The organism is Rhodopseudomonas palustris BisB18 (genome assembly GCF_000013745.1).
Lineage (GTDB): Bacteria > Pseudomonadota > Alphaproteobacteria > Rhizobiales > Xanthobacteraceae > Rhodopseudomonas_A > Rhodopseudomonas_A palustris_F.
The window spans coordinates 1618223-1641485 of sequence record NC_007925.1; the positions used below are offsets into that span (position 1 = coordinate 1618223).

The 23263-nt window shown below is 65.1% G+C and carries 19 protein-coding genes; 11 read left to right on the plus strand and 8 right to left on the minus strand.

All coding sequences use genetic code 11. The features are described from left to right. Positions 1–55: 55 nt before the first annotated feature. The 8 genes from RPC_RS07460 (at position 56) to flaF (ending at position 14951) form a co-directional block, all read left to right on the plus strand. The gene (locus RPC_RS07460) at positions 56–1855 is read left to right on the plus strand and encodes a flagellar hook-basal body complex protein (protein ID WP_011471952.1); all 1800 of its coding nucleotides are present in this window, start codon (positions 56–58) and stop codon (positions 1853–1855) included. A gap of 41 nt (positions 1856–1896) precedes the next feature. Continuing rightward, positions 1897–3777 carry a flagellar hook-associated protein FlgK gene (gene flgK / locus RPC_RS07465; protein ID WP_011471953.1) on the plus strand — a complete coding sequence of 627 codons (1881 nt, stop codon included), beginning with the start codon at positions 1897–1899 and terminating at the stop codon, positions 3775–3777. An 8-nt stretch (positions 3778–3785) separates the two neighbouring features. Continuing rightward, positions 3786–5363 (plus strand): hypothetical protein, encoded by a 1578-nt coding sequence (locus RPC_RS07470; RefSeq protein ID WP_011471954.1) that lies wholly within the window; start codon positions 3786–3788, stop codon positions 5361–5363. A gap of 1238 nt (positions 5364–6601) precedes the next feature. Next, a complete protein-coding gene (locus RPC_RS07475) occupies positions 6602–8809 on the plus strand; it encodes a DUF1522 domain-containing protein (protein ID WP_011471955.1) in 2208 nt (735 codons plus the stop codon). A gap of 310 nt (positions 8810–9119) precedes the next feature. Further along, positions 9120–11360, plus strand: a complete 2241-nt coding sequence (locus RPC_RS07480; protein WP_011471956.1) for a DUF1522 domain-containing protein — start codon at positions 9120–9122, stop codon at positions 11358–11360. A 358-nt stretch (positions 11361–11718) separates the two neighbouring features. Then, positions 11719–13980 carry a DUF1522 domain-containing protein gene (locus RPC_RS07485; RefSeq protein ID WP_011471957.1) on the plus strand — a complete coding sequence of 754 codons (2262 nt, stop codon included), beginning with the start codon at positions 11719–11721 and terminating at the stop codon, positions 13978–13980. Positions 13981–14204: 224 nt separating this feature from the next. Beyond that, positions 14205–14582, plus strand: coding sequence for a flagellar biosynthesis repressor FlbT (gene flbT / locus RPC_RS07490; RefSeq protein WP_011471958.1), 378 nt, complete (start codon positions 14205–14207; stop codon positions 14580–14582). Positions 14583–14585: 3 nt separating this feature from the next. Beyond that, a complete protein-coding gene (gene flaF / locus RPC_RS07495) occupies positions 14586–14951 on the plus strand; it encodes a flagellar biosynthesis regulator FlaF (RefSeq protein WP_011471959.1) in 366 nt (121 codons plus the stop codon). A gap of 130 nt (positions 14952–15081) precedes the next feature. On the opposite strand, the gene RPC_RS07500 is transcribed toward flaF, so the two are convergent. From RPC_RS07500 to RPC_RS07515, 4 genes are all read right to left on the minus strand, one after another. Next, positions 15082–15456 carry a hypothetical protein gene (locus RPC_RS07500; protein ID WP_011471960.1) on the minus strand — a complete coding sequence of 125 codons (375 nt, stop codon included), beginning with the start codon at positions 15454–15456 and terminating at the stop codon, positions 15082–15084. Between the two features lie 417 nt (positions 15457–15873). Next, positions 15874–16365 carry a hypothetical protein gene (locus tag RPC_RS07505; RefSeq protein ID WP_011471962.1) on the minus strand — a complete coding sequence of 164 codons (492 nt, stop codon included), beginning with the start codon at positions 16363–16365 and terminating at the stop codon, positions 15874–15876. Between the two features lie 17 nt (positions 16366–16382). Continuing rightward, positions 16383–16730 (minus strand): flagellar assembly peptidoglycan hydrolase FlgJ, encoded by a 348-nt coding sequence (gene flgJ, locus RPC_RS07510; RefSeq protein ID WP_011471963.1) that lies wholly within the window; start codon positions 16728–16730, stop codon positions 16383–16385. After that, entirely contained in the window at positions 16730–17866 is a 1137-nt protein-coding gene (locus RPC_RS07515; protein WP_011471964.1) for a flagellar basal body P-ring protein FlgI, read from the minus strand. The genes flgJ and RPC_RS07515 overlap by 1 nt, the downstream gene beginning before the upstream one ends. Before the next feature lie 306 nt (positions 17867–18172). Here RPC_RS07515 and RPC_RS07520 point away from each other — a divergent pair, with 306 nt between their 5' ends. Beyond that, entirely contained in the window at positions 18173–18583 is a 411-nt protein-coding gene (locus RPC_RS07520) for a flagellar assembly protein FliX (protein WP_011471965.1), read from the plus strand. Between the two features lie 171 nt (positions 18584–18754). Then, positions 18755–19165: an RNA polymerase-binding protein DksA gene (gene dksA, locus RPC_RS07525; protein ID WP_041802566.1), complete on the plus strand. Its 411-nt coding sequence runs from the start codon at positions 18755–18757 to the stop codon at positions 19163–19165. Between the two features lie 121 nt (positions 19166–19286). Here dksA and RPC_RS07530 read toward each other — a convergent pair whose 3' ends face one another. From RPC_RS07530 to RPC_RS07540, 3 genes are all read right to left on the minus strand, one after another. Next, on the minus strand, positions 19287–19886 hold the full coding sequence (locus RPC_RS07530) for a PIN domain-containing protein (protein WP_011471967.1): 600 nt from the start codon (positions 19884–19886) through the stop codon (positions 19287–19289). A 7-nt stretch (positions 19887–19893) separates the two neighbouring features. Beyond that, the gene (locus tag RPC_RS07535) at positions 19894–20247 is read right to left on the minus strand and encodes a hypothetical protein (RefSeq protein WP_011471968.1); all 354 of its coding nucleotides are present in this window, start codon (positions 20245–20247) and stop codon (positions 19894–19896) included. A gap of 145 nt (positions 20248–20392) precedes the next feature. Beyond that, the gene (locus RPC_RS07540) at positions 20393–21196 is read right to left on the minus strand and encodes an AraC family transcriptional regulator (protein ID WP_011471969.1); all 804 of its coding nucleotides are present in this window, start codon (positions 21194–21196) and stop codon (positions 20393–20395) included. Between the two features lie 75 nt (positions 21197–21271). On the opposite strand from RPC_RS07540, the gene RPC_RS07545 reads away from it, so the two are divergent. After that, entirely contained in the window at positions 21272–22210 is a 939-nt protein-coding gene (locus RPC_RS07545; RefSeq protein ID WP_011471970.1) for an NmrA family NAD(P)-binding protein, read from the plus strand. Between the two features lie 289 nt (positions 22211–22499). Here RPC_RS07545 and flgH read toward each other — a convergent pair whose 3' ends face one another. Further along, the gene (flgH, locus tag RPC_RS07550) at positions 22500–23258 is read right to left on the minus strand and encodes a flagellar basal body L-ring protein FlgH (RefSeq protein ID WP_011471971.1); all 759 of its coding nucleotides are present in this window, start codon (positions 23256–23258) and stop codon (positions 22500–22502) included. Positions 23259–23263 lie beyond the last annotated feature (5 nt).

The window sequence follows — 23263 nt, forward strand, 5'->3', positions numbered from 1 at the left end:
CGGCTCCTTCGTGGGCATAACCGGCAGCCGCCCGGATCGAGTTGGAGACGATGTAATGGGTATCTTCGGCGCTCTCACCACCTCCGTCGCGGGGCTCAGGACCCAGTCTTACGCGCTAGAGAATATCTCCGGCAACATCGCCAACTCGCAGACCACCGCGTTCAAGCGGATCGACACCTCGTTCCTCGACCTCATTCCGCAGACCGGCAACGACCAGCAGCTGGCCGGCTCGGTGACGGCGAAATCCCGCAGCACCAACACCATCCAGGGCTCGGTGCAGTCGGCCTCGGTCTCCACCTACATGGCGATCAACGGCGACGGCTTCTTCGCGGTGCAGAAGCCGGGCTCGTTCAGCGACAACAACCCGGTGTTCACCGGCGTCAACAACTACACAAGGCGCGGCGACTTCTCGCTCGACAAGAACGGCTATCTGGTCAACGGCGCCGGCTACTATCTGCAAGGCGTGACGATCGACAGAACCACCGGCAACCCGTCCGGCGGCGCGCCGGCGATCCTGAAATTTCAGAACGACTTTCTGCCGTCGCAGCAGACCACCAAGATCAGCTACCGGGCCAACCTCGCGAGTTATCCCTTGACCAGCAAGCACGACACCTCAGTGCCGGGCTCGGAATTGCTGCGGCCGGCTGACTTCTCGGTCAACCCGCAAGTCAACGGCACCCAGCCGCCGCCGTTCGGCGACAACACCAAGTCCGGGCTGCAGGTCAACAGCAAGAACGCCACCGCGATCACCGGCGCCACCAAGCTCAGCGGCGCGTCGCCCTCGGACTCCACCAACGTCAACTTCGCGGTCGGCGATACCGTCAAGGTGAACGGCACCGACATCATCGTCACCGCCTCCGGCGGCCTCGACGACGGCACCCACATCCCGGTGGACAGCACGATCACCAACCTGCTCGGCAAGATCGACGCTCTGTCCGGCAACAACGTCACGCCGTCCACCGTCACCGGCGGCGGCGTGGTGCTGCACACCGGCACCGCCGCCGACCTGTCGATCGTCTCGACCAGCGCCGGGTTCGCTTCGCTGGGCCTCACCAGTCCGGTCACCGTGGTGCGCACCGGCGGCGGCTCGGTCGGTACCGGCAAAGTGGTCGGCAGCGACAACCAGACCTTTCTCGACGAATCGATTTCCGGCGGCGCCACCACCGCCTATGACGGCAACGGCGCCCCGGTGCCGGTGCAATTCCGCTGGGCGAAAACCGACTCCGCGACGCTGGGTGTGGGCCATAACGATACCTGGAACCTGTTCTACCAGACCAACCCCGCCGCCACCGGCGCCAACACCAGCTGGGTCAATGTCGGCACCAACTTCTCGTTCGGCAGCAACGGCGAAATGAACCCGGTGATCGGGGCGCTGACGCTGACCAATCTGACCGTGAGCGGCGTCTCGCTCGGCAACGTCACGATGTCGTTCGGCACCGGCGGCCTGACCCAGTTCGCCGACACCAACGGCAACGTCCAGGTCAACCAGATGCAACAGGACGGCTACGCCGCAGGTCAGCTGACCAGCGTCTCGGTCAGCAACGAAGGCCGCGTGGTCGGCGCCTATTCCAACGGCCGCAACATCGATCTCGCCGAAGTCAGCGTCGCCACCTTCAACGGCGCCAACTTCCTCAAGCGTCTCGACGGCGGCGCGTTCGAGGTCACCAACGAATCCGGCGCGGCGCTGTTCGGCAAGGGCGGCAGCATCTCCGGCTCATCGCTGGAAGCCTCCAACACGGATATCGCCGACGAATTCACCAAGCTGATCGTCACCCAGCAGGCCTATTCGGCCAATACCAAGGTGATCACCACGGCCAATACCATGGTCTCGGATCTGTTGAACGTGATCCGCTAAGGCGCGGGGACGGCGGTCGATTTTTGGAACGGTAGTCAGTCATGAGTCTCGGTGACGCACTCTCCATCGCAATGGCCGGGCTTCGCGCTAATCAGGCGGCGATGACGCTGGTCTCGTCCAACGTCGCCAACGCCGAGACGCCGGGCTACATCCGCAAATCGGTCGATCAGGTCACCACCAACACCGGCTCGATGGGGTCCGGCGTCAACATCAACGGCGTCAACCGCGAGCTCGACTCATTCGTGCAGACCCAGCTGCGCACCGAGACCTCGGGCGCCGGCTACGCCTCGCTGAAGTCGGACTTCTTGCAGCAATTGCAGGGCCTGTACGGCAATCCGGATTCCTCCGGCACGCTGGAAGACGCGTTCAACGCGCTGACCACGGCGGTGCAGGCGCTCGGCACCAGTCCGGACAGCCAGTCGGCGCGGATCGGCGTGATCAACGCCGCGCAGACCATCGCCGGCCAGCTCAACGCGATGTCGAACGGCATCCAGACGCTGCGCGGCGCCGCCGAAACCGGCATCAAGGACGCGGTCTCCAACGCCAATACGTTGATGAAGCAGATCGCCGACATCAACAACAAGCTGCAGACCAATCCGCTCGGCGGCACTTCGACGGATTCCTCGACCGCGGCGCTGCTCGACCAGCGCGACCGCTACATCACCCAGCTGTCGCAGCTGATGGACATCCGCGTCACCACCAACGGCGCCAACCAGGTCACGGTGTTCACCGGCGCCGGCGTGCAGCTGGTCGGCAACGAAGCCGCCACGCTGTCGTTCAACGCCCAGGGCACGGTGACGCCGGCGACCACCTGGAACGCCGATGCCTCGAAGAGCTCGCTCGGTTCGGTCACCGTCAGCTATTCCAACGGCGGCTCGATCAACCTCACCTCGTCGATCAAGTCGGGCGAGATCGCGGCCTATATCGAGGTGCGCGACAAGATCATGGTCGAGGCGCAGAACCAGCTCGACCAGTTCGCCGCCACGCTGTCGAGTTCGCTGTCGGACAAGACCACCCCCGGCACCGTGATCACGCCGGCGCCGGCGCCGCAGGCCGGAATCAACATCGACACCTCCGGCATGATGTCGGGCAACGTCATGCACGTCACCGTGACCGACGCCATCACCGGCACCCAGCGCAACGTCTCGATCATGCGGGTCGACGATCCGTCGGTGCTGCCGCTGTCGAACGCGGCGACCAACGACCCCAACGACCTGGTGGTCGGGATCGATTTCTCGCATCCCGCCACCGTGATCGCGCAGCTCAATGCCGCGCTGAACCCGTCCAACCTGTATTTCACCGGCTCCGCCACCTCGATCAACGTGCTGAACAATGCCGGCTTCTCCACCGTCACCGCGGCTTCGGTGACCACCACGCAGGCGCCGACCAATCTGACCAGCGGCAGCCCGGAGGTGGCGCTGTTCACCGACAACGGCGCCGCCTATAGCGGTTCGATCAGCGTCTCGGGAAACCAGATCACCGGCCTGGCGCAGCGGCTCAGCGTCAACAACGGCCTGGTCGCCGATCCGTCGCGCCTCGTGGTGTACAACACCACGCCGCTGACCGCGTCGGGCGACAGCACCCGCGCCGATTTCATCACCAAGCAGCTCACCAAGTCGACCTACAGCTATTCGCCGCAGACCGGGGTCGGCTCGAGCAGCGCGCCGTACAAGGGCACGCTGCTCAGCTACATGCAGCAATTCACCGCGCAGCAGGGCGCCGCCGCGCAGACCGCGGCGCAGGTCTCCGACGGCCAGACCGTGGTGCTCAACACCCTGCAGAAGAAATTCTCCGACGTCTCGGGCGTCAACATGGACGAAGAGATGGCGCATCTGCTGTCGCTGCAGAACGCTTATTCCGCCAATGCGCGGGTGATGTCGACGGTGAACCAGATGTATCAGACTCTGATGCAGGCATTTTGAGGTAGGTCATGGCAATCGATGGCGTAAGCGGACGGACGTCCTACATCGGCTCGGGCATTCTGAACCTGCGCAGCCAGCTCGATTCGCTGACCGAGCAATTGGCCAGCGGCAAGATCTCCACCACCTATGCGGGGCAGGGCTCCGGACGCAGCATGGCGCTCGGCATCCGCGCCCAGCTCAACGCCTACAGCAGCTTTGCCGACACCGCGACCAATGTGAACACCCGCATCAACGTCGCCAATCTGTCGCTGCAGCGGCTGGTGGCGATCAACTCCACCGTCAAGGGCGCCGCGGTCAGCGCCGGCAGCACCATCGACAACACCGGGCAGACCGCCGGGCAGAAGACCGCCAATCTGGACTTCTACGACTCCGTCGACATGCTCAACGCGCAGTCCGGCGACCGCTATCTGTTCGGCGGCCGCATCACCGACGCGCCGCCGGTGGCGGCGGCCGACCAGATCCTCAACGGCAACGGCGCCACCATCGCCGGGTTGAAGCAGGTGATCGACGAGCGCAAGCAGGCCGATCTCGGCGTCAACGCCAACGGCCGGGTCGGCACCGCGATCGGCGCGGCGCCGGCGTCGACGCCCACCACCGTGCTGGTCACCGAGGAAGAACTGACCTCGCCGGCGCCGGCGGTGGCGCAGCCGTTCGGCATGAAGGTCTCCGGCGTCTCGACCAACATCGTCGGCGCCACGGTGACGCAGCCTGCGGTGCCGGTAGCGCCGGCGCCCGCGGCGCAGAAGGCGATGTCGATCGATCTCGGCGCGACGCTGCCGAAAGAGGGCGACACCATCAAGTTCACCTTCAAGATGCCGGACGGCACCTCCGAAGACATCGTGATGAAGGCGACCGCGACGGCGAAGACCCCGATGGACGCCAACACCTTCCTGATCGGCACCGACACCACCACCACGGCGGCCAACCTCAACACCGAACTCGGCAAGTCGATGACCCAGCTTGCCAACGGCGCGATGGCGGCGGCCTCGGCGGTGCAGGCCGGCACCGATTTCTTCGACAATCCGCCGCAGCGGGTCGCCGGCGGCCCGAATTTCGCCGCCTCCACCACCCAGGTCGCCGGCACCGCGGCCGATACGGTGATCTGGTATGTCGGCGAGAGCGATGTCTCGGCCAGCCAGACCGACACCGCGCGCGGCACCGCGGTGGCGCGGATCGACGACGCCATCACCGTGCGTTACGGCGCCCGCGCCAACGAGCAGGCGCTGCGCACCCAATTGCAGAACGTCGCGGTGTTCGCCGCGGTGACCACCAACATCACCGACGTCAACGCCAACGGCAAGATCGCCGCGCTCAACCAGCGCATCGCGCAGAACCTCGCGGTGATCCCGGGAACCCAGACCATCCAGGACATCCAGGCGGACTTCGCCGGCGCGCAGTCCTCGATCAAGGCCACCACCGACCGTCAGACCCAAAGCAAGGTGATCTCGCAGACGCTGCTGGATTCGATCGAGGGCATCAACAACGACGAGGTCGCCACCAAGATCCTGGCGCTGCAGACCGCGCTGCAGGCCTCGTATCAGACCACGTCCGACCTCTACAAAATGAGCCTGGTCAAGTTCCTGTAAGCCGAACCGCCACTCGCCCTCGCGACGTCACGCTGCCGGTCGCTGCCGACCCACCGCATCATCTTTGCTGAGCCCGGGGCGGTGACGCCCGGACGCTGCCCCCCACCGTCGTTGCCCACACCCACCGCGTCATCCTGAGGAACCCGGCGTCGCGCAGCGAGGCCGGGTGTCTCGAAGGATGGCCGCAAGCGCTGCGCAGCCGCACGGACTCGCGGCCGCATCCTTCGAGGCCCTCGCTGCGCTCGGGATGACGGCGCCGGGGGAGGGGCGCGGGCGCAGGGCGACGGCGCCGGGGGGTGCAGGATGACGATGCAGGCGGGCGCGCCGGCGTGAGGCTTTGCGGTTTTGCTCCGCCGATGCACGCTCCCAGACGTTGCCCACCCCACCGCGTCATCCTGAGGAACCCGGCGTCGCGCAGCGAGGCCGGGTGTCTCGAAGGATGGCCGCAAGCGCTGCGCAGCCGCACCGACTCGCGGCCGCATCCTTCGAGGCCCTCGCGATGCTCGGGCACCTCAGGATGACGGCGCCGGGGGGAGCGGCGGCGTAGCGACGCCGGGTCGTTGCCCACGCCCACCGCGTCATCCTGAGGAACCCGGCGTCGCGCAGCGAAGCCCGGTGTCTCGAAGGATGGCCGCAGGCGTTGCGGAGCCGCACAGACTCGCGGCCGCATCCTTCGAGGCCCTCGCTGCGCTCGGGCACCTCAGGATGACGGTGCCGGGGGAGCGGCGGCGTAGCGACGCCGGGTCGTTGCCCGCACCCACCGCGTCATCCTGAGGAACCCGGCGTCGCGCAGCGAGGCCGGGTGTCTCGAAGGATGGCCGCAAGCGCTGCGCAGCCGCACCGACTCGCGGCCGCATCCTTCGAGGCCCTCGCGATGCTCGGGCACCTCAGGATGACGGCGCCCAGGAGGGGGCGGGCCCACGCTGAGATCGTTAACCTAACCTCGTAACGACCCGAGCGGTCGGCTGCGCCTGCGTGGCCCGGCCGCGGCAGGGAGCCGTCTTGCCGCCGCCCCGGCAGGCTCCCGCCCTCGTCAGCAAGCCCGTGTTTCACATCAGCAATCGTCTGGAATCGCGGCGCCACCGGCGGGTTCCGGCCGAGTTCCAATGCACGCTATTTGGCAAAACTTCATCGTAAATCTACCTGAGTAGTTTTACGGTTTCTTAGGTGTTGAGCCTCAGGGTTCCAGCGCGATCTGAATGATCGTCATTTTAGCTGAACCAGGAAGGTCTCAAGCAATGTCAGGCATTACACTCTCGTCTTCCGTCCGCCAGAACCTGCTCTCTCTGCAGTCGACCGCGGAACTACTCTCCTCGACCCAGAGCCGCCTCTCCACCGGTAAGAAGGTGAACTCGGCGCTCGACAACCCCACCAACTTCTTCACCGCCTCCGGCCTCGACGCCCGTGCTTCCGACATCAACAATCTGTTGGACGGCATCGGCAACGGCGTGCAGATCCTGCAGGCCGCCAACACCGGCATCACCTCGCTGCAGAAGCTGGTGGACTCGGCCAAGTCGATCGCCAACCAGGCGCTGCAGACCGTCGCCGGCTACACCAGCAAGTCCAGCGTCTCGACCACGATCGGCGGCGCCACCGCCGACGATCTGCGCGGCACTGCGACCTATTCCAACGGCTCGGCGCAGAGCCTTGCCTTGCAGGACGGTCAGGCCGCTGCCGGCGTGATTTCCGGCGCGACTCTGCTCGGCGGTACCGCTGCGACCAAGACCGGCGCAACGGTCACGGGTCTCGCGACCACCACCTTGCTGAGCGCGCTCGGCACCAACAAGCCGGTAGCCGGCAACAGCCTGACGGTGAATGGCCACACGGTCACCTTCGCCAATGGCGACGCGCCGGCCTCGACCACTCTGCCGGCCGGTTCTGGTGTCAACAATCAGCTGGTCACCGACGGAAAGGGCAACTCGACCGTCTATCTGAACAGCGGCACCGTGCAAGACGTGATGAACGCCATCGATCTTGCGAGCGGCGTGCAAAACGCGACGATCACCGGCGGTGCTGCGACGGTGGCAAACAGCTCGGGTGCCAATGCGTCGATCGCGGCCAACGCGCTGGTGTTCAGCACCTCGACTGGTTCGGATCTGTCGATCTCCGGCAACAACACTCTGCTGTCGGCGTTCGGTCTGAATTCGGGAGCCACCGGCGTCGGCAGCTTCACGGCTGATCGAACCGCTACCGCGGCCGCTGGGGTCGGCGTCAGCCGCGCCGGAATGGTGCAGGCTGGCTCGACCCTGACCGTGAACGGCAAGACCATCACGTTCCAGGACGCGGCTATCCCGGCCGCTGCTGATTACGGTTCCGGTAAAGTGACCGGCAAGAACGTGATCACCGACGGCAGCGGCAATTCGACCGTCTACCTGCAGGGCGGCACGATGAACGATGTGCTCACCGCCATCGACATCGCGAGCGGCGCGCAGGTTGCCCCGGTCAGCAACGGTGCCGCCACGTTGGCGGTGGCCGCGGGCAGCGAGGCGTCCAAGGTGCTCTCCGGTGGTCAATTGCAGATCAGCTCGGGCCTGGCAGGCGATCTCAAGCTCTCCGGCACCGGCAACGCGCTGTCGGCATTGGGTCTGGCCGGCGCCCAGGGAACCGGGACCAGCTTCAACGTGGCCCGCACGGCATCCGCCGGCGGCATCAGCGGCAAGACGCTGTCGTTCGAATCGTTCAATGGCGGTACCGCCGTCAACATCACGATCGGCGACGGCACCAACGGCACCGTCAAGTCGCTCACCGACCTGAATACGGCGCTGAAGGCCAACAATATGCAGGCCTCGATCGACACCACCGGCAAGCTGACGATCTCGGCGGCGAACGACTACGCCTCCTCGACGCTCGGCTCCACGCTGTCCGGCGGCAAGATCAGCGGCACCGCGGCGTCGCTCTTCTCGACGCCGACCGACCCTGTTGCCGACCTGGTCGCCCAGACCACCCGCGGCAACCTGGTCAAGCAGTACAACGACGTCATGGACCAGATCAAAACCACGGCCCAGGACGCTTCGTTCAACGGCGTCAACCTGCTCGGCGGCGACACCCTGAAGCTGGTGTTCAACGAAACCGGCAAGTCCACCCTGAGCATTCAGGGCGTGACCTTCGACCCGACCGGCCTCGGCCTGTCGAAGTTGACGTCCGGCACCGACTTCATCGACAACGCCGCCACCAACAAGACCTTGGCGACGCTGACCACCGCTGCAACCACGCTGCGGTCGCAGGCTTCGGCTTTGGGTTCCAACCTCTCGATCGTGCAGACCCGTCAGGACTTCTCGAAGTCCCTGATCAACGTGCTGCAGACCGGTTCGTCGAACCTGACGCTGGCCGACACCAACGAGGAAGCGGCCAACAGCCAGGCGCTGTCGACCCGCCAGTCGATCGCGGTGTCCGCGCTGTCGTTGGCCAACAGCTCGCAGCAGGGCGTGTTGCAGCTGCTGCGCTAACCGCGTCGCAAAGCATCGATCGGAAGACGGCGGGGGCAACCCCGCCGTTTTTTTGTGTTTAGAAACATGGTGAACCGCCGGTTAACGGCGAAAAATGCGGCCCGGCGCCGATGCGAAATCCGCCTGCAGCGCAGCGCTTACTTGGGTGGTTTGGGGGTATTTATACTAGGGGTGGTATTTCTACTGACAATGGCCGCAGACAGGTACTAGTCCTAGCCCCTAAATTAATACCTCGTTACGACGCCCGGACAGAGTGTGCCCCGGCTGATCAAGAAGATCAGTTGTTGCTTATACCAGGAAGGTATTCACCATGTCCGTTATCCTCTCCTCAGCCGTGCGTCAGAACCTGCTCTCGCTGCAGTCCACTGCCGACCTGCTTGCTACCACCCAGAGCCGCCTGTCGACCGGCAAGAAGGTCAACACCGCGCTCGACAACCCGACCAACTTCTTCACCGCCTCCTCTCTCGACAGCCGCGCCAGCGACATCAACAATTTGCTCGATGGCATCGGCAACGGCGTGCAGATCCTGCAGGCCGCCAACACCGGCATCACCTCGCTCAACAAACTCGTTGACTCCGCGAAGTCGATCGCCAACCAGGCGCTGCAGACCGTGTCGGGCTACACCACCAAGTCGAACGTCTCGACCACGATCGCCGGCGCCACCGCCGACGACATCCGCGGCACCACCACTTACGCCAACGCGTTCGCAGTCAGCGGCGTCGTCACCGACGGCACCTCCGGCGGCGCTTCGCCGATCACGACGGCCACCACCCTCGGCGGCGTTGCTGGAGCTCTGGTTGGAGTTGCGGCCACCGCGGGCGACGGCTCCACCGCTCTGTCCGGCACCGTCACACTGGCTGCCGGCGCCACTGCGACCACTTTGTTGGCCGCCGCGGCTCCGAAAGACGGCGACGTTCTGGTCGTCAACGGCAAGTCCATCACCTTCAAGGGCGGTGCGGCTCCTGCGGCGGCCGGCGTTGCGACTGGCTCGGGCGTCAGCGGCAACATCGTCACCGATGGATCCGGCAACTCGCAGATCTATCTGACCGGCGGCACCGTTGCCGACGTTCTCAAGGCCGTCGATCTGGCCAGCGGCGTTGCCAAGACCGTGAATAGCGCGGGCGCGGCGACCATCACCGGCTCGACCGCGGCGTTTGCCGCCGGCGTGCTGACGGTCAACTCCTCGACCGGTGCCGATCTCAGCGTCACCGGCAAGGCCGATCTGCTCAATGCCCTCGGCCTGACCACCTCGATCGGGTCCGGCAACGTCTCGGTCGGCGCCGCTCGCACCACCGCTGCGACCACCACCTCGAACCTGATCCAGGACGGTTCGACCCTGAATGTGAACGGCAAGACGATCACCTTCTCGAACGCTTACCAGCCGCTTCCGGCCAACGTTCCGTCCGGTTCCGGCATCGAGGCCGGCAGTCATCTGCAGACCGATGGCAAGGGCAACTCGATCGTCTATCTGCAGGGTGCGACCATCGCTGACACGTTGAAAGCGATCGACATTGCGACCGGCGTGCAGACGGCGACGAATGCCGCCGGCATCTCGACCCTGGCGACCGCCAGCGGCGCCTCGGCGTCCACCGTGGCGGCGAACGGCACGCTGAAGCTCAGCACCGGCACGTTGTCGGATCTCAGCATTGCCGGCGGCGTCGGCAATGCATTGTCGGCACTTGGTCTCGACGGCCCGACCCACACCAGCAGCACGTTCACTGCGACGCGTGCGGCCGGCGCCGGCGGCATCGACGGCAAGACCCTGACCTTCTCTTCCTTCAACGGCGGAAGCGCGGTCAATGTCACGCTCGGCGATGGCACCAACGGAACCGTCAAGACGCTGGCCCAGCTCAAGACTGCGCTGCAAGCCAACAACCTCGACGCGACCGTGGATGCCTCCGGCAAGCTGACGATCTCGGCGGGCAACGACTATGCGTCGTCGACGCTGGGTTCGACCCTGTCCGGCGGCTCGATCGGCGGCACCTTGACCACCTCGACCACCTTCACCATCGCGGCGGCGCCGGTTGCCGACACGGTGGCGCAGACCACTCGCGCCAATCTCGTGACGCAGTACAACAACATCCTGAACCAGATCAACACCACGGCGCAGGATGCCTCGTTCAACGGCGTCAACCTGTTGAACGGCGACAACCTCAAGCTGACCTTCAACGAAACCGGCAAGTCCACGCTGAACGTGCAGGGCGTGACCTTCAACGCAGCAGGCCTCGGCCTGTCGAACCTGACTGGCGGCACCGACTTCATCGACAACTCGAACACCAACAAGACTTTGGCAACTCTGACGACCGCCAGCACCGCGCTGCGTTCGCAGGCCTCGGCCTTGGGTTCGAACCTGTCGATCGTGCAGTTGCGTCAGGACTTCTCCAAGAGCCTGATCAACGTGCTGCAGACCGGCGCGTCGAACCTGACGCTGGCCGACACCAACGAGGAAGCGGCCAACAGCCAGGCGCTGTCGACCCGCCAGTCGATCGCGGTGTCAGCCTTGTCGCTGGCCAACACCTCGCAGCAGAGCGTGTTGCAGCTGCTGCGCTAAACGCCACTTAACGGACCTATCGGACGACGGCGGCGGGGGAAACCCCGCCGTCTTTTTTTGCGTTCGGCGGCTGCCTTGCAAATTTTTCGCGCCGGCCGGGGAGGCCGCCGGAATCTTTAAGGGGCTGTTAACCATATCTTAAAACGTCATGGTTAATGGTTGGGATAAGTAGGAATGAGGTAGGCCGAGAATCGGCCGCGTTGACCCGGGTCCCGCACGTAATTGCGGGTCGAGGTCCCTCACCAGAAGGCGTCAGGCACTACCGTAAAGCGTCACGGCGAATCTCGTTCGCCCGGGACGTCCCATGCGTCGCTCGACCTGAAGGTCGGCCTCCAGCACGGAACAGGAAGGTTACACTATGTCAAACGTCGTTCTCTCGGCATCGGTTCGTCAGAACCTGCTTTCGCTTCAGTCGACGGCAGACCTCCTGTCAACCACGCAGAACCGGCTTTCCAGCGGAAAGAAGGTCAACTCGGCGCTCGACAATCCGACCAACTTCTTCACCGCGGCGGGGCTCGACAGCCGCGCCTCCGATATCAACAATCTCTTGGACGGCATCGGCAACGGGGTACAGATCCTGCAGGCGGCCTCGACCGGCATCACCTCGCTGAACAAGCTGATCGACACCGCCAAGTCGATCGCCAACCAGGCGCTGCAGACCCCGGTCGGCTACGCCCCGAAGTCCAACGTCTCGACCTCGATTTCCGGCGCCACCGCCGACGACCTGCGCGGCACCACCAGCTTCGTCAACACCGTCGCCTCGAGCAACGTGCTGTACACCGGCACTGCCGGCGGGGCGACCGCGGTCACCGCGGCCACCAAGCTCGGCGGCACATCGGCGGCGTTGGTCGGCGCCGTCAGCACCACGGGCAGCGGCGCCGCGCTCGCCGGCACGACCAAACTGATCGATACCAGCCCCACCGCGGCGACCGCGCTGATCGGCAGCGCCCAGCCCGCCGACGGCGACACCCTCATCGTCAACGGCAAGACCATCACCTTCCGCGCCGGCTCGGCACCAGGCCCCTCCGGCGTCACGGTCGGATCCGGCGTCGCCGGCAATCTGGTGACCGACGGCAGCGGCAACACGACCGTCTATCTCGGCACGCCCGCGGCGCCGCTGGCCAGCGTTGATGATCTGTCAAAGGCGATTGATCTCGCCAGCGGTGTGCAACAAGCCGTCAATGCCAACGGCACGGCGACCATCACGCATTCCTCCGGAACCGACGGCGCCACCGCGGGCGGGATATTGACGCTGACCACCGGCACCGGCGCCGACCTCAGCATCACCGGCAAGGCCGACCTGTTGAAGGCGATCGGCCTCAGCACCTCCACCGGCCCCGGCACCACGACGGTGACCCAGCAACGCACCACCGACACCAGCACCGTCGGATCGCTGATTCAGGACGGCTCGACGCTGTACGTCGACGGCAAGACCATCACCTTCAAGAATGCCTCGGTGCCGATCGCCGCCAACGTTCCGACCGGCTCGGGCACCACTGGAAACCTGGTCACCGACGGCGTCGGCAACTCCACGGTCTATCTGCAGGGCGGCACCATCGCCGACGTGCTGAAGGCGATCGATCTTGCCACCGGCGTGGAGACCGCCGTCAACACCAGCGGCACCGCCGTGGTGACCTCCTCCGCCGGCGCCACCGCGTCCTCGGTCGCAGCCTCCGGCGCCCTGAAGCTCAGCACCGGCTTGGTCTCCGACCTGACCATTGCGGGTTCCGGCAACGCCCTGGCCGCGCTCGGCCTGGCCGGCAACACCGGCACCGCGACGGTGTTTTCCGCCGCCCGCAACGCCGGCATCGGCGGCATCAGCGGCAAGACCCTGACCTTCACCTCGTTCAAGGGCGGCACGCCGGTCAATGTCACCTTCGGCAACGGCACCAACGGCACCGTCAAGTCGCTGGCGCAGCTCAACGCCGCGCTGTTCGCCAACAACATGTCCGCCACCGTCGACGCCACCGGCAAGCTGGTGATCACCGCCGGCAACGACTATGCCTCCTCGACGCTCGGCTCGGCGCTGGACGGCGGCACGCTCGGCGGCACCGTCACCACCACGCTGAGCTTCACCAACCCGGCGCCGCCCTCCGCCGACCTCAATTCGCAGGCCACCCGCGCCAACCTGGTCAGGCAGTACAACGACATCATCGCCCAGATCACCACCACCTCGCAGGACGCCTCGTTCAACGGCGTCAACCTGTTGGCCGGCGATACCCTGAAGCTGGTGTTCAACGAGACCGGCAAGTCGACGCTCAACATCACTGGCGCGGCGCTGACCCCGGCCGGGCTCGGGCTGCCGACGCTGATCGCCGGCACCGATCTGGTCGACAACAACTCCGCCAACAAGACGCTGGCCGCGCTCAACGTCGCTTCGACCGCGCTGCGCTCGCAGGCCTCTTCGCTCGGTTCCAACCTGTCGATCGTGCAGATCCGCCAGGACTTCGCCAAGAACCTGATCAACGTGCTGCAGACCGGCTCGTCCAACCTGACGCTGGCCGACACCAACGAAGAAGCCGCCAACAGCCAGGCGCTGTCGACCAGGCAGTCGATCGCGGTCTCGGCGCTGGCTTTGGCCAACCAGTCGCAGCAGAGCGTGCTGAAGCTATTGCAGTAACCTCGGATCTGCAGCACCGACGACGCAGGCGGCGCGGGCAACCACGCCGCTTTGGCCGTTGCCGGCGGCCAAGAATAGCTAGATATCCTTGCGTCGCTGCGATTATTGTTGACGCCGTGAGTCTATGATCTGGATGGACGGCATGACGCCGCGCAGGATGCGGTCCGGACTCGCCGGACCGCCGGAGTTCGATTGGCGCGCAGCACGCAGCGGAGGAGACCGGTATGCCTTTGAGGGTTGAGTTGAAGCCGTTCGAGCGGATCATCATCGGTCAAAGCGTCATCACCAATTCCGACTCCCGGACCGCGTTTCTGATCGACGGCGACGCGCCGATCCTGCGCGAGAAAGACATCCTGACGTCGGAAACCGCCAACACCCCGGCCAAACGCATCTATCTGTGCGTGCAGATGATGTATCTGGAAAACGACATTCCCGCCTATCAGGATCTCTATCTCGGCTTCATCAAGGAATTGATCGAAGCTGTGCCTAGTTTTAGAGATCAGATCGAGGTCGCGAGTAATCTAATTTTAAGCGGCAATCTCTATAAAGCCCTCAAGGAATTGCGAACGCTGATCAGGCGTGAAGAAGAACTATTGAGGTAGTTTATGTCTGTCGGTGCCCAGGCTTATGCTCGCACAGCGCAACAAATCGCATCTCCCCGGGACATCGAAGCGCAGGCCCTTCTGAAGGCCGCCCGACAGCTGCAGGACGCCGTCACCAACTGGAACGAATCGGATTCCGGGCTCAACGCCGCGCTGATCTTCAATCGCAAGCTGTGGTCGATCTTCGTCAGCGACGCGATCAGCGACGCCAATCCCGAAGCGATCGCGATCCGCCAGAACATCGCCAATATCGGCATCTTCGTGCTCACCCAATGCGCCGCGCTGCAGGTGAAGCCGGAGCGCGATCGGCTGCATGCGCTGATCGAGATCAACCGCAACATCGCCACCGGGCTCAGCGGCCGGGCCTGAGCCAGACGGCTGTCCACCCCGTCGAGGTTGCGTGGATTTGCCCGCCGTCCGCGGTTCGGTTCGGACACGCTTAAGCGCCGCGCGGCATCGGCCGGCGGGCGTCGCAATCAATCCGATGCAGGCCGTTGCGCTAGGCCGTGCGGTCGGTCGCCGAGGACTTCTGCTCGAGCTTGGCGTTGTCCTGCGCGCGCATGTAGGCCCGTGCCCGCAGTCGCGACGCTTCCGGATACTGATTGACGACCAGATTGGTGGTGGTGTCGACGGTGACGTAAACCACCTGCGCCGCGGCGCGATCGACGATCACCTGATGCGCGACCTGGTCGGTTGCGGTCATCACGTCGTAACTTGCCGACGGCGTACTGGCCGACGACTTGTCCGATGCGCCGACGCTCTTCTGCGACGGCAGTTCGGTCGGCACAGCGGTCCGCACGGCTTCAGGTGCCGGTCGAATGAACTGTGCCGCCACCGGTGACCCCACCGGCTTGATGTTGAAATCGGCTCCCATGGCAGCCTCCTGGCCTCCACAAAGTCTAATCCCAACCCTTCCCATGACAGACTGTGCGCCGAATGTCTAAATTCGTAGCTTCAGCAAGCGCGATGATTTGATTCAAATGCCGATGGCTGTGCGGCCGCCGCGGACCGCTCCGCCGACCTCGATCTGGTTCGCAAGCGGCGCGTGCCGGGCGCGATCGTAAGCTCAATCGCCGGCATCAATGCTGTGGAATCTACTGAGATGCAAGCGGAGTTTCCAGCCGCGCCGGCGCCGGCGCGCGGCATGGTTTTCGGAAATCTTCCGGATTGATGACGGATTGATTCGACCGCGGCAGAACTCGGCGTGGCGGCACGTCGGCGCCACGGCACGCAGCGGCGCGGCGCGTCTTGCGCCCGCTTGGTGGGTCCGCCGGCGCCGCTCCAGCGGGTGTTACATCGAGCGGCTGACCGCGATCGGCGTCATGTTGCGCGGGCCGGGGACGGCGCGCTGGCCGTTGGCGGTGTAGGTGTTGGGAATGTTGCGGCGCTGCATCTGCGCGTTGACGCCGCGCACGATGCCTTCCGACACCGCATGTGCGGTGGCCAGCACGGTGAGGTTGACCTGCAGCATGGCGCGAAACACCTCGTGATGCCGATGCAGCGCGGCGAGCAGGTCCGGGGTGGTCAGCGAGAAATATTGCTGGCTGGCCTTCAGCCGCAGAATGGTGCTGACGTAGCGGCGCGACAGCTCGGTCTTGTTCGGCTCGAGCTGGATCGCCTCGCGCACGTTGCCGGCGCGAACCAGCTCGGTTTCCTGTTCGATCACCCCGAGCAACCTGGACATCACGTCCATCAGCCCTTCGGCCAGTTGGCGGGCGTCGGCCGCGGTGGCGATCGGCGGCAACGCCGCCGGGGCGGGCACGGCTTGGGCTCGATGCTGCATGGTGCGTCCTTTTGCGGTTAGCTGGTTCGGCCGGCCTGCTGGAGAATCAACTGTCGAAACACATCGGCGGAAACGCCGATGCCGCCGGCCTTGGCGAATGATTTGGAATATTGGTCGGTCAACATCGAGCGCCACACCCCGGTGCCGACGGTGTCGCCGAACGGGCCTTCGCCTTTGATGCTGCTGGTCATCTGCGAGAACATCGAATTCAGGAACATGGCCTCGAAGTCGGTGGCCTGGGTCTTCATCTTGGCCTGGGTCTGCGGCGACACCTTTTTCAGCGCCTCGGCAAGCTCGATGTCGGGGCGGCCGTTGATGGTGGGGATCGCGGCGGCGGAGTAGCCGTGGGTGGCGCTGCCGATCATCACATCACCTCGATGTCGGCCTGGATCGCGCCGGCGGCCTTGATCGCCTGCAGGATCCCGATCAGGTCGCGCGGTCCGATGCCGAGCCCGTTGAGGCCGTCGACCAGCTGCTGCAGCGAGACGCCGTCCCTGACCACCGCCAGCTTCTTGCCGTCCTCGGTGACGCCGATCTTGGAGTTCGGGGTCACCGTGGTGCGGCCGCGCGACAGCGGGTTGGGCTGGCTGACCTGCGGGCTTTCGGAAATCGTCACGGTGAGGTTGCCCTGCGCCACCGCGACGGTGGCGACGCGGACGTCGCGGCCCATCACGATGATGCCGGAGCGTTCGTCGATGATGATCTTGGCGGCGAGATCCGGCTCGACCTGCAATTGCTCGATCTCGGTCAGGAACGCGACCACGTTGCCCTTGAATTCCGCCGGAATGGTGAGCTGCACGGTCGACGGATCGATCGGCTCCGCGCACTTGGCGCCGACAAAATCGTTGATCGCCGCGGCGATCCGCTTGGCGGTGGTGAAATCGCCGTTGCGCAGCGCCAGCCGCGCATTGGGCAGCCGGTTCAGCGCGAATTCGATCTCGCGCTCGATGATCGCGCCGTTGGCGATGCGGCCGACGGTGGGCACGCCGCGGGTGATCTTGGCGGCGTCGCCTTCCGCCTGGAACCCGCCGATCGCCAGCGAGCCCTGCGCCACCGCATAGACGTTGCCGTCGGCGCCGAGCAGCGGGGTGACCAACAGGGTGCCGCCTTGCAAATTCTTGGAATCGCCGAGCGCCGACACCGTGACGTCCATGCGGGTGCCTTGGGTGCCGAACGGCGGTAGGTTGCCGGTGACCATCACGGCGGCGACGTTGCCGGTGCGGATGGTGGCGCCGCGGATGTTGACGCCCATCCGCTCCAGCATCGCCTGCAGCGACTGCTTGGTGAAAGGAATGTTGTTGAGGGTGTCGCCGGTGCCGTTGAGGCCGACCACCAGGCCGTAGCCGATCAATTGGTTCTGCCGCACGCCTTCGATATTGGCGAGGTCCTTGATCCGCGACGTGGCGCCCGCGCCGCCGCAGGACAGCGTCAGCACCACGGCGGCCGCAACGGCGCCCTGGCAGATCAGCTGAACCAGTTTCGGCAAACCCACGCTTGGCATCTCGGCTCCCCGCTGAGGTCGATCCGGACCCGCCAGCTCCCGATGGCGATCCGGCTATCTCTATGCCAGCGCCGTGCCACCCGGGCGCTGGCGGTATCGCACTGTTTTGATGTGATAAAACGCGACGGACCGGGCCGGGGCGAAGGTTCCAGCGCGGCGAAACTGCCGTGCCCGGCAAATTCTGCCGGGCCGTTTACCTGGCGTTAACCATAACCGGCGAGGTTTGCCGGCGAAGGCCTTGTCGTTCACGGATGGGCAAACAGCGCCGGCGTTCCCTCCGTAGATCGGACCAAGCGGGATCCCACCATGCGCATTTACGGACCGAACGGCACCACTCTCGGCAGCCCCTCGAGCGCGCCCAAGCGCGGCGGCGGCAGCGGCTTTGCGCTGCCGGAGACGCCGTCGACCCCGGATGCCCGGCCGCTGTCGGCGCCGAAAGCCTCGGCCAATATCGACGCACTGTTGGCGATGCAGGGCATCGAGGATCCGGTCGAGCGCCGCAGACGCTCGGTGGCGCGCGGCAAGGGCGCGCTGGACGTGCTCGACGAACTGAAGATGGGGCTGCTGTCAGGGTCGTTTGACAATGCCACGGTGGCGCGGCTGCGCGCCGCGGCGGCCGACCTCAAGAGTTCGTCCGGCGACGCCGGGCTCGACGCCGTGCTGTCGGAGATCGAGCTGCGGGTGGAGGTCGAGCTCGCCAAGGCCGGACAGTTTTAACCGGCCGGCCGGCCGCTTCGAGAGGCAGCGCTGCCACTAACTTCATCGTCAGTTCCGCAGAAAAACCCGCGCTGTTCGTCTCGCGGACGATATTGTCTGTCACAAGCCGTCGCTATATAAGCTGCGGCGCGACCGGATTATAACCGGCTCCCTCGGACAGATGGATTGGCCTTGGAAAAGTTGAAAAGCTACCGCCCCTCCGAAAAAGAGCCTTTCATGAACGATCGGCAGCGCGATTACTTTCGCGCAAAGCTGCTAGCCTGGAAGGACGAGATCCTGCGGGAATCCAGGATCACCCTGCAAACACTCCAAGAAGAAAACGTCAATCACCCCGATCTGGCGGACCGTGCCGCCTCGGAAACCGACCGCGCCATCGAACTGCGCGCCCGCGACCGCCAGCGCAAACTGATCTCCAAGATCGACGCCGCGCTGCAGCGCATCGAAGACAACACCTACGGCTACTGCGAAGAAACCGGCGAGCCGATCTCGCTGAAGCGGCTCGAGGCGCGCCCGATCGCCACGCTCTCGGTGGAAGCGCAGGAACGCCACGAAAAGCGCGAGAAGGTGTATCGCGACGAGTAGTCGCCGCGCCGCCCATGATTAGTTCGCCGGCCGGAATTACGGGCGGCGATGGCGCGCGGCCGGCGCTTTAGCATCGCCGGGGCCGGAGCGGCGGACGATCATTTCATTTCGGCGTTAGAGTTCAGGCTTGCGGCTTGGCGCCGCAACTCGCCTTGATGGCGTCGGCGGACATCTTGAATCCGCTTTCCATCCAACGCACGAAGTCCGCAGGATGGACCACGATCAGCGAATGGCCGTCAGGTCGCTTTCGGATCACGCAATACAGATCGCGACGCGTTCCGTCTGCCGACCGCGCGACCGACGTGACGTAGGCCTCGGCATCGTGACCGGCGAAATCCTTCAAATTGTCGGTGACCAGGAGGTTGGCGTGCGCGGCATAGGCGGTCGCCAGCACCCCGCCGTCTTCGACATCCATCACCGACAGCTCGGGCGTGCCGCCGAGTACCAGATAGGGATCGAATCCGATCGGGCCGTAGCGCATCAGCGCGATCAGTCCGTCGGCGGATTGCTCGACGGCTTCGCGGTCATATCCTTTCCGCAGCAACACGTCGCGATAGGTATCGAGCATCTTGAACGACATTGCGAGCTGCACCGGCTCGCCGTTGAGCACGCCGGAGACGAGTTGCTGAACCACCTTCTGACTGATGGTCGATGACCGTCCGGCGCGATCAGCATTGGCCCGCGAGACCAGAACGTTGACATCCGGAACAACGATCAGCATCTGCCATCTAGCCGGTGACCGGGGCAGGCGAAGGGTCGAGAGTCAACTCGTCCGCTGTCAGCAGCTCCTCGTCGATCTCGGCCGATGAGCGTGCCAGCTTCACCGCGGCGGCTTCGAAACGGTCGCGCGCCAAGGCGAACATGATGCGGCGGCTGAGATCTTCCAGCCGGCGCGCCCCGTTCGCCTCGTCGGCGGAGGTTTCGATCAACAACGCGCGAAGCTCGGGCGGCATCGACGTGAAGACCCGAACTGCGTTTTCCAGCACATTGGCCGGCGTGCGATTTTCGCGCAGAGCGATGCTGCGGACCTTCAGGTCGAGGGATTCCGGCAACGAAGTCGAGCGGGATTTTGCCTTGGCCATCATGGCCTCCTGAAATGCGAATCTACATAAATTGCTTGTTTCAAGGAAATCAAGGCAACGCGATCGCTAAAACGCGATGGCCAAATGGCCCGGCGGGACCGCGTCCTGCGCTGCTCGTGCCCCGAAGTTGTGGTACGCGGCCGGGTCAGGTTGCGAAGTAACGCGTGGGCGTGGTGCCGAGCGCCTTCTTGAACATCACGATGAAGGCGGTGGCGGACTCGTAGCCGAGATCGCTCGACACCCTCTGCACCGTCGCGCCGCCGGCAAGTTCGCGCAGCGCGATGACGAGATGCAGTTGCCGCCGCCACCGGCCGAAGCTCAGCCCGGTTTCCTGAACCATCAGCCGCTTCAAGGATCGCTCGCTCATCGCGACCTGGGCGGCCCATTCGGCGAGGGTGCGGCGGTCGCTCGGGTCGGCCGTCAGGGCCGCGGCGATCACGGCGATCTTGGGGTGGCCCGACACGGGTAGCTCCAGCCCCTGTTTCGGCATCAACGCCAGCTCGTCGAGCAACACCCGCACCAGGCGGCCGGTGTGGTCGTCCGCGGCGTAGCTGCCCGGGACGTCCGCCAAGCGAAGGATCATTTCGCGGAGCATCGGCGACACCGACAGCGTGCAGCATTGCTGCGGCAGCGCCGCCGCGCCGGGTTCGACGAACAGGTAGGACAGGCGGGCGTTCGGGGTGACCTGGTTGCTGTGCGGCACGCCGCCGGGGATCCAGACCCCGCAGTCCGGTGGCACGATCCAGAGGCCGTTTGCGGCCGTACAGGTGACGGCCCCGTGCAAGGCCAGGATGAGCTGGCCTTGGCGGTGCTGGTGCCGCGGCACCTCGGCTTCGTAATCGCTGAAGTCGACATGCAAGGCGACCGCCGGGCGGTCCGACCTCTCTGGATCGAAGTCGGCGCTGCACGGGCGCGGCTTCTTTGCGGTTTGGCCTGATTTGGCGATCATATGGCATTATCTCTAAATTCGCGCGCGCGGCAATAGGCTACCAGCGGGGCCAACCCACACCCCATGGAGACTGTCATGCGAATTGCTGTTGTCGGCGCAACCGGACGGATCGGTGCCCAGCTCACACGGAGATTGCTGAGCGCTGGTCATCAGGTGAAGGCGCTGTCGCGGGGCGGCGCAGCGCTCGACGCGCTGGTCAAGATCGGCGCGGAGCCGTTTCTGGGAAGCTTCGACACCGGCGCCGGAGACCTCGCTACGTTTTTTCAGGATGCCGATGCCGCGTTCCTGATGGTGAAGACCGATTGGAACAACATTCACGGGCACTATCCGGTCGTTGCCCAACGCTTTGTCGACGCGCTTGGTAGCTCTCCAGTCAGGCTCGCGGTCAACTTGTCGGCGATCGGGTCGGACGTGAAGGGCGACACCGGGCATTTTGAAGGCTTCCACCACCTGGACCAAACGCTGAACCAACTCAGCAATCTCGATCTGGTGCATCTGCGTGCGTCCTGGTTCATGGAGAACACGCTGGCCTGGACGGCGGCGGTTGCAAAGCACTGCGGAATCGGTTGGTCGCTCGACCCCGATCTGAAGACTCCTTGGGTCGCCACGGATGACATCGCCGATCTGGCGGCCAAGGAATTGACCCATCCGACGGGCGAACACCGCGTCATCCGCGAGGTCGGTTCGGAAGATCTCACGATGCCTGAGCTGGCCGCGATGATCGGCCGAGAGATCGGCCGGCCAGTGGCGTATCGTTTCGTCGACAGAACGCGGAAGGATATTGAAGCCGAGTATCTCAAGCGCTTTGGCACGCCGGAAAGATGGCTCGACGACAGCTTGACGGCCGCCGCGCTCAACGATGGTCGTGTCCGATTCCACGGTCGCCGCAGCCCGCTGCCCACCACGATGGAAATGTTCATCAGAGACGTTTGGAAGCCGCGTTATCTGCAGGCGGTTGCCGACGACCACGAAACCGAGACGTTTCCGACCTGGAGCTCCAGGGCCGAACGCTGAGACCTCGCCGCCGCAAAACGAGCACGGCCTCCGCCAGGGGAGCTGACGGAGGCCGCGTAGGACACCGCGTCGCGCCTAGGTTCGCGATGCGGTGTGGGAGCTCGGGAGAGAAGCGACGTCTGCCGAAACGGGGGGAGAGGCAGACGCTCGCTGGGAGAGCGCGGTGCGCGGTGGGAGAACCGGCGCGCCGCGGTGTCGGATGAGGTGTCCTCCTGCGCGGGCGTGGTGGGGCAGCATGATCGGAAAACCGCGATGCATTTTCGCGATCATGCCCAAGTGCGGATCGGCGTTAGAACGGCAGCAGCACGTCCATCACCTGTTGGCCGTAGCGCGGCTGTTGCACGTCGGAGATCTGGCCGCGGCCGCCATAGGCGATGCGGGCCTGGGCGATCTTGGCGCTGTCGATGGTGTTGTCGCTCTGGATGTCCTCCGGCCGCACGATGCCGGCGACGATCAGTTCGCGAATTTCGAAGTTGACCCGGATTTCCTGCTTGCCTTCGACCACCAGATTGCCGTTCGGCAACAGTTGCGTGACCACCGCCGCGACGCTGGTCTGCAACGCTTCCTGGCGCTGCACCGAGCCCTTGCCGTCGCTGGAGGAGGTGGCGTCCGCGGTCAGGATCCGGCCCGGCATCACCTGCGAGGCGGCGCCGCCGATCAACTTGCTGCCGGCGAAATCGGTGATCCCGGAATCTTCCTTGTTGGTCCGGCTGCGCTGGGTTTCGTTGGCGATATTGGCCTTGTCGGTGAAGTTCACCGTGACGGTGAGGATGTCGCCGACCTGATGCGCGCGCTGATCGCGGAAGAACGCCCGCGAGCCGTTGCGCCACAGCGAATTGGCGTTGTAGGACGCCGCCTCCGGCTTCGGCATCGGCATCTGCACCGGCTTGTAGCCGGGCTGCGCGGTCGGATTCTCGATCGCCGCCAGCTTCGGCTTCTCGCCGATCTGCGACAGCCGGTCGATCGATGAACAGCCGCCCGCGAGGCCGCCGAAAGCCAGCAGAAGTCCGGCGAGGACGATGCGGTTGAACGTCGGTGACTTGGACATGACGA

Excerpts from the sequence above, each read along its gene's own strand:
- RPC_RS07460 (WP_011471952.1), top strand. The coding sequence starts at position 56 with ATGGGTATCTTCGGCGCTCTCACCACCTCCGTCGCGGGGCTCAGGACC.
- flgK (WP_011471953.1), top strand. The coding sequence starts at position 1,897 with ATGAGTCTCGGTGACGCACTCTCCATCGCAATGGCCGGGCTTCGCGCT.
- RPC_RS07470 (WP_011471954.1), top strand. The coding sequence starts at position 3,786 with ATGGCAATCGATGGCGTAAGCGGACGGACGTCCTACATCGGCTCGGGC.
- RPC_RS07475 (WP_011471955.1), top strand. The coding sequence starts at position 6,602 with ATGTCAGGCATTACACTCTCGTCTTCCGTCCGCCAGAACCTGCTCTCT.
- RPC_RS07480 (WP_011471956.1), top strand. The coding sequence starts at position 9,120 with ATGTCCGTTATCCTCTCCTCAGCCGTGCGTCAGAACCTGCTCTCGCTG.
- RPC_RS07485 (WP_011471957.1), top strand. The coding sequence starts at position 11,719 with ATGTCAAACGTCGTTCTCTCGGCATCGGTTCGTCAGAACCTGCTTTCG.
- flbT (WP_011471958.1), top strand. The coding sequence starts at position 14,205 with ATGCCTTTGAGGGTTGAGTTGAAGCCGTTCGAGCGGATCATCATCGGT.
- flaF (WP_011471959.1), top strand. The coding sequence starts at position 14,586 with ATGTCTGTCGGTGCCCAGGCTTATGCTCGCACAGCGCAACAAATCGCA.
- RPC_RS07500 (WP_011471960.1), bottom strand. The coding sequence starts at position 15,456 with ATGGGAGCCGATTTCAACATCAAGCCGGTGGGGTCACCGGTGGCGGCA.
- RPC_RS07505 (WP_011471962.1), bottom strand. The coding sequence starts at position 16,365 with ATGCAGCATCGAGCCCAAGCCGTGCCCGCCCCGGCGGCGTTGCCGCCG.
- flgJ (WP_011471963.1), bottom strand. The coding sequence starts at position 16,730 with ATGATCGGCAGCGCCACCCACGGCTACTCCGCCGCCGCGATCCCCACC.
- RPC_RS07515 (WP_011471964.1), bottom strand. The coding sequence starts at position 17,866 with ATGCCAAGCGTGGGTTTGCCGAAACTGGTTCAGCTGATCTGCCAGGGC.
- RPC_RS07520 (WP_011471965.1), top strand. The coding sequence starts at position 18,173 with ATGCGCATTTACGGACCGAACGGCACCACTCTCGGCAGCCCCTCGAGC.
- RPC_RS07530 (WP_011471967.1), bottom strand. The coding sequence starts at position 19,886 with ATGCTGATCGTTGTTCCGGATGTCAACGTTCTGGTCTCGCGGGCCAAT.
- RPC_RS07535 (WP_011471968.1), bottom strand. The coding sequence starts at position 20,247 with ATGGCCAAGGCAAAATCCCGCTCGACTTCGTTGCCGGAATCCCTCGAC.
- RPC_RS07540 (WP_011471969.1), bottom strand. The coding sequence starts at position 21,196 with ATGATCGCCAAATCAGGCCAAACCGCAAAGAAGCCGCGCCCGTGCAGC.
- RPC_RS07545 (WP_011471970.1), top strand. The coding sequence starts at position 21,272 with ATGCGAATTGCTGTTGTCGGCGCAACCGGACGGATCGGTGCCCAGCTC.
- flgH (WP_011471971.1), bottom strand. The coding sequence starts at position 23,258 with ATGTCCAAGTCACCGACGTTCAACCGCATCGTCCTCGCCGGACTTCTG.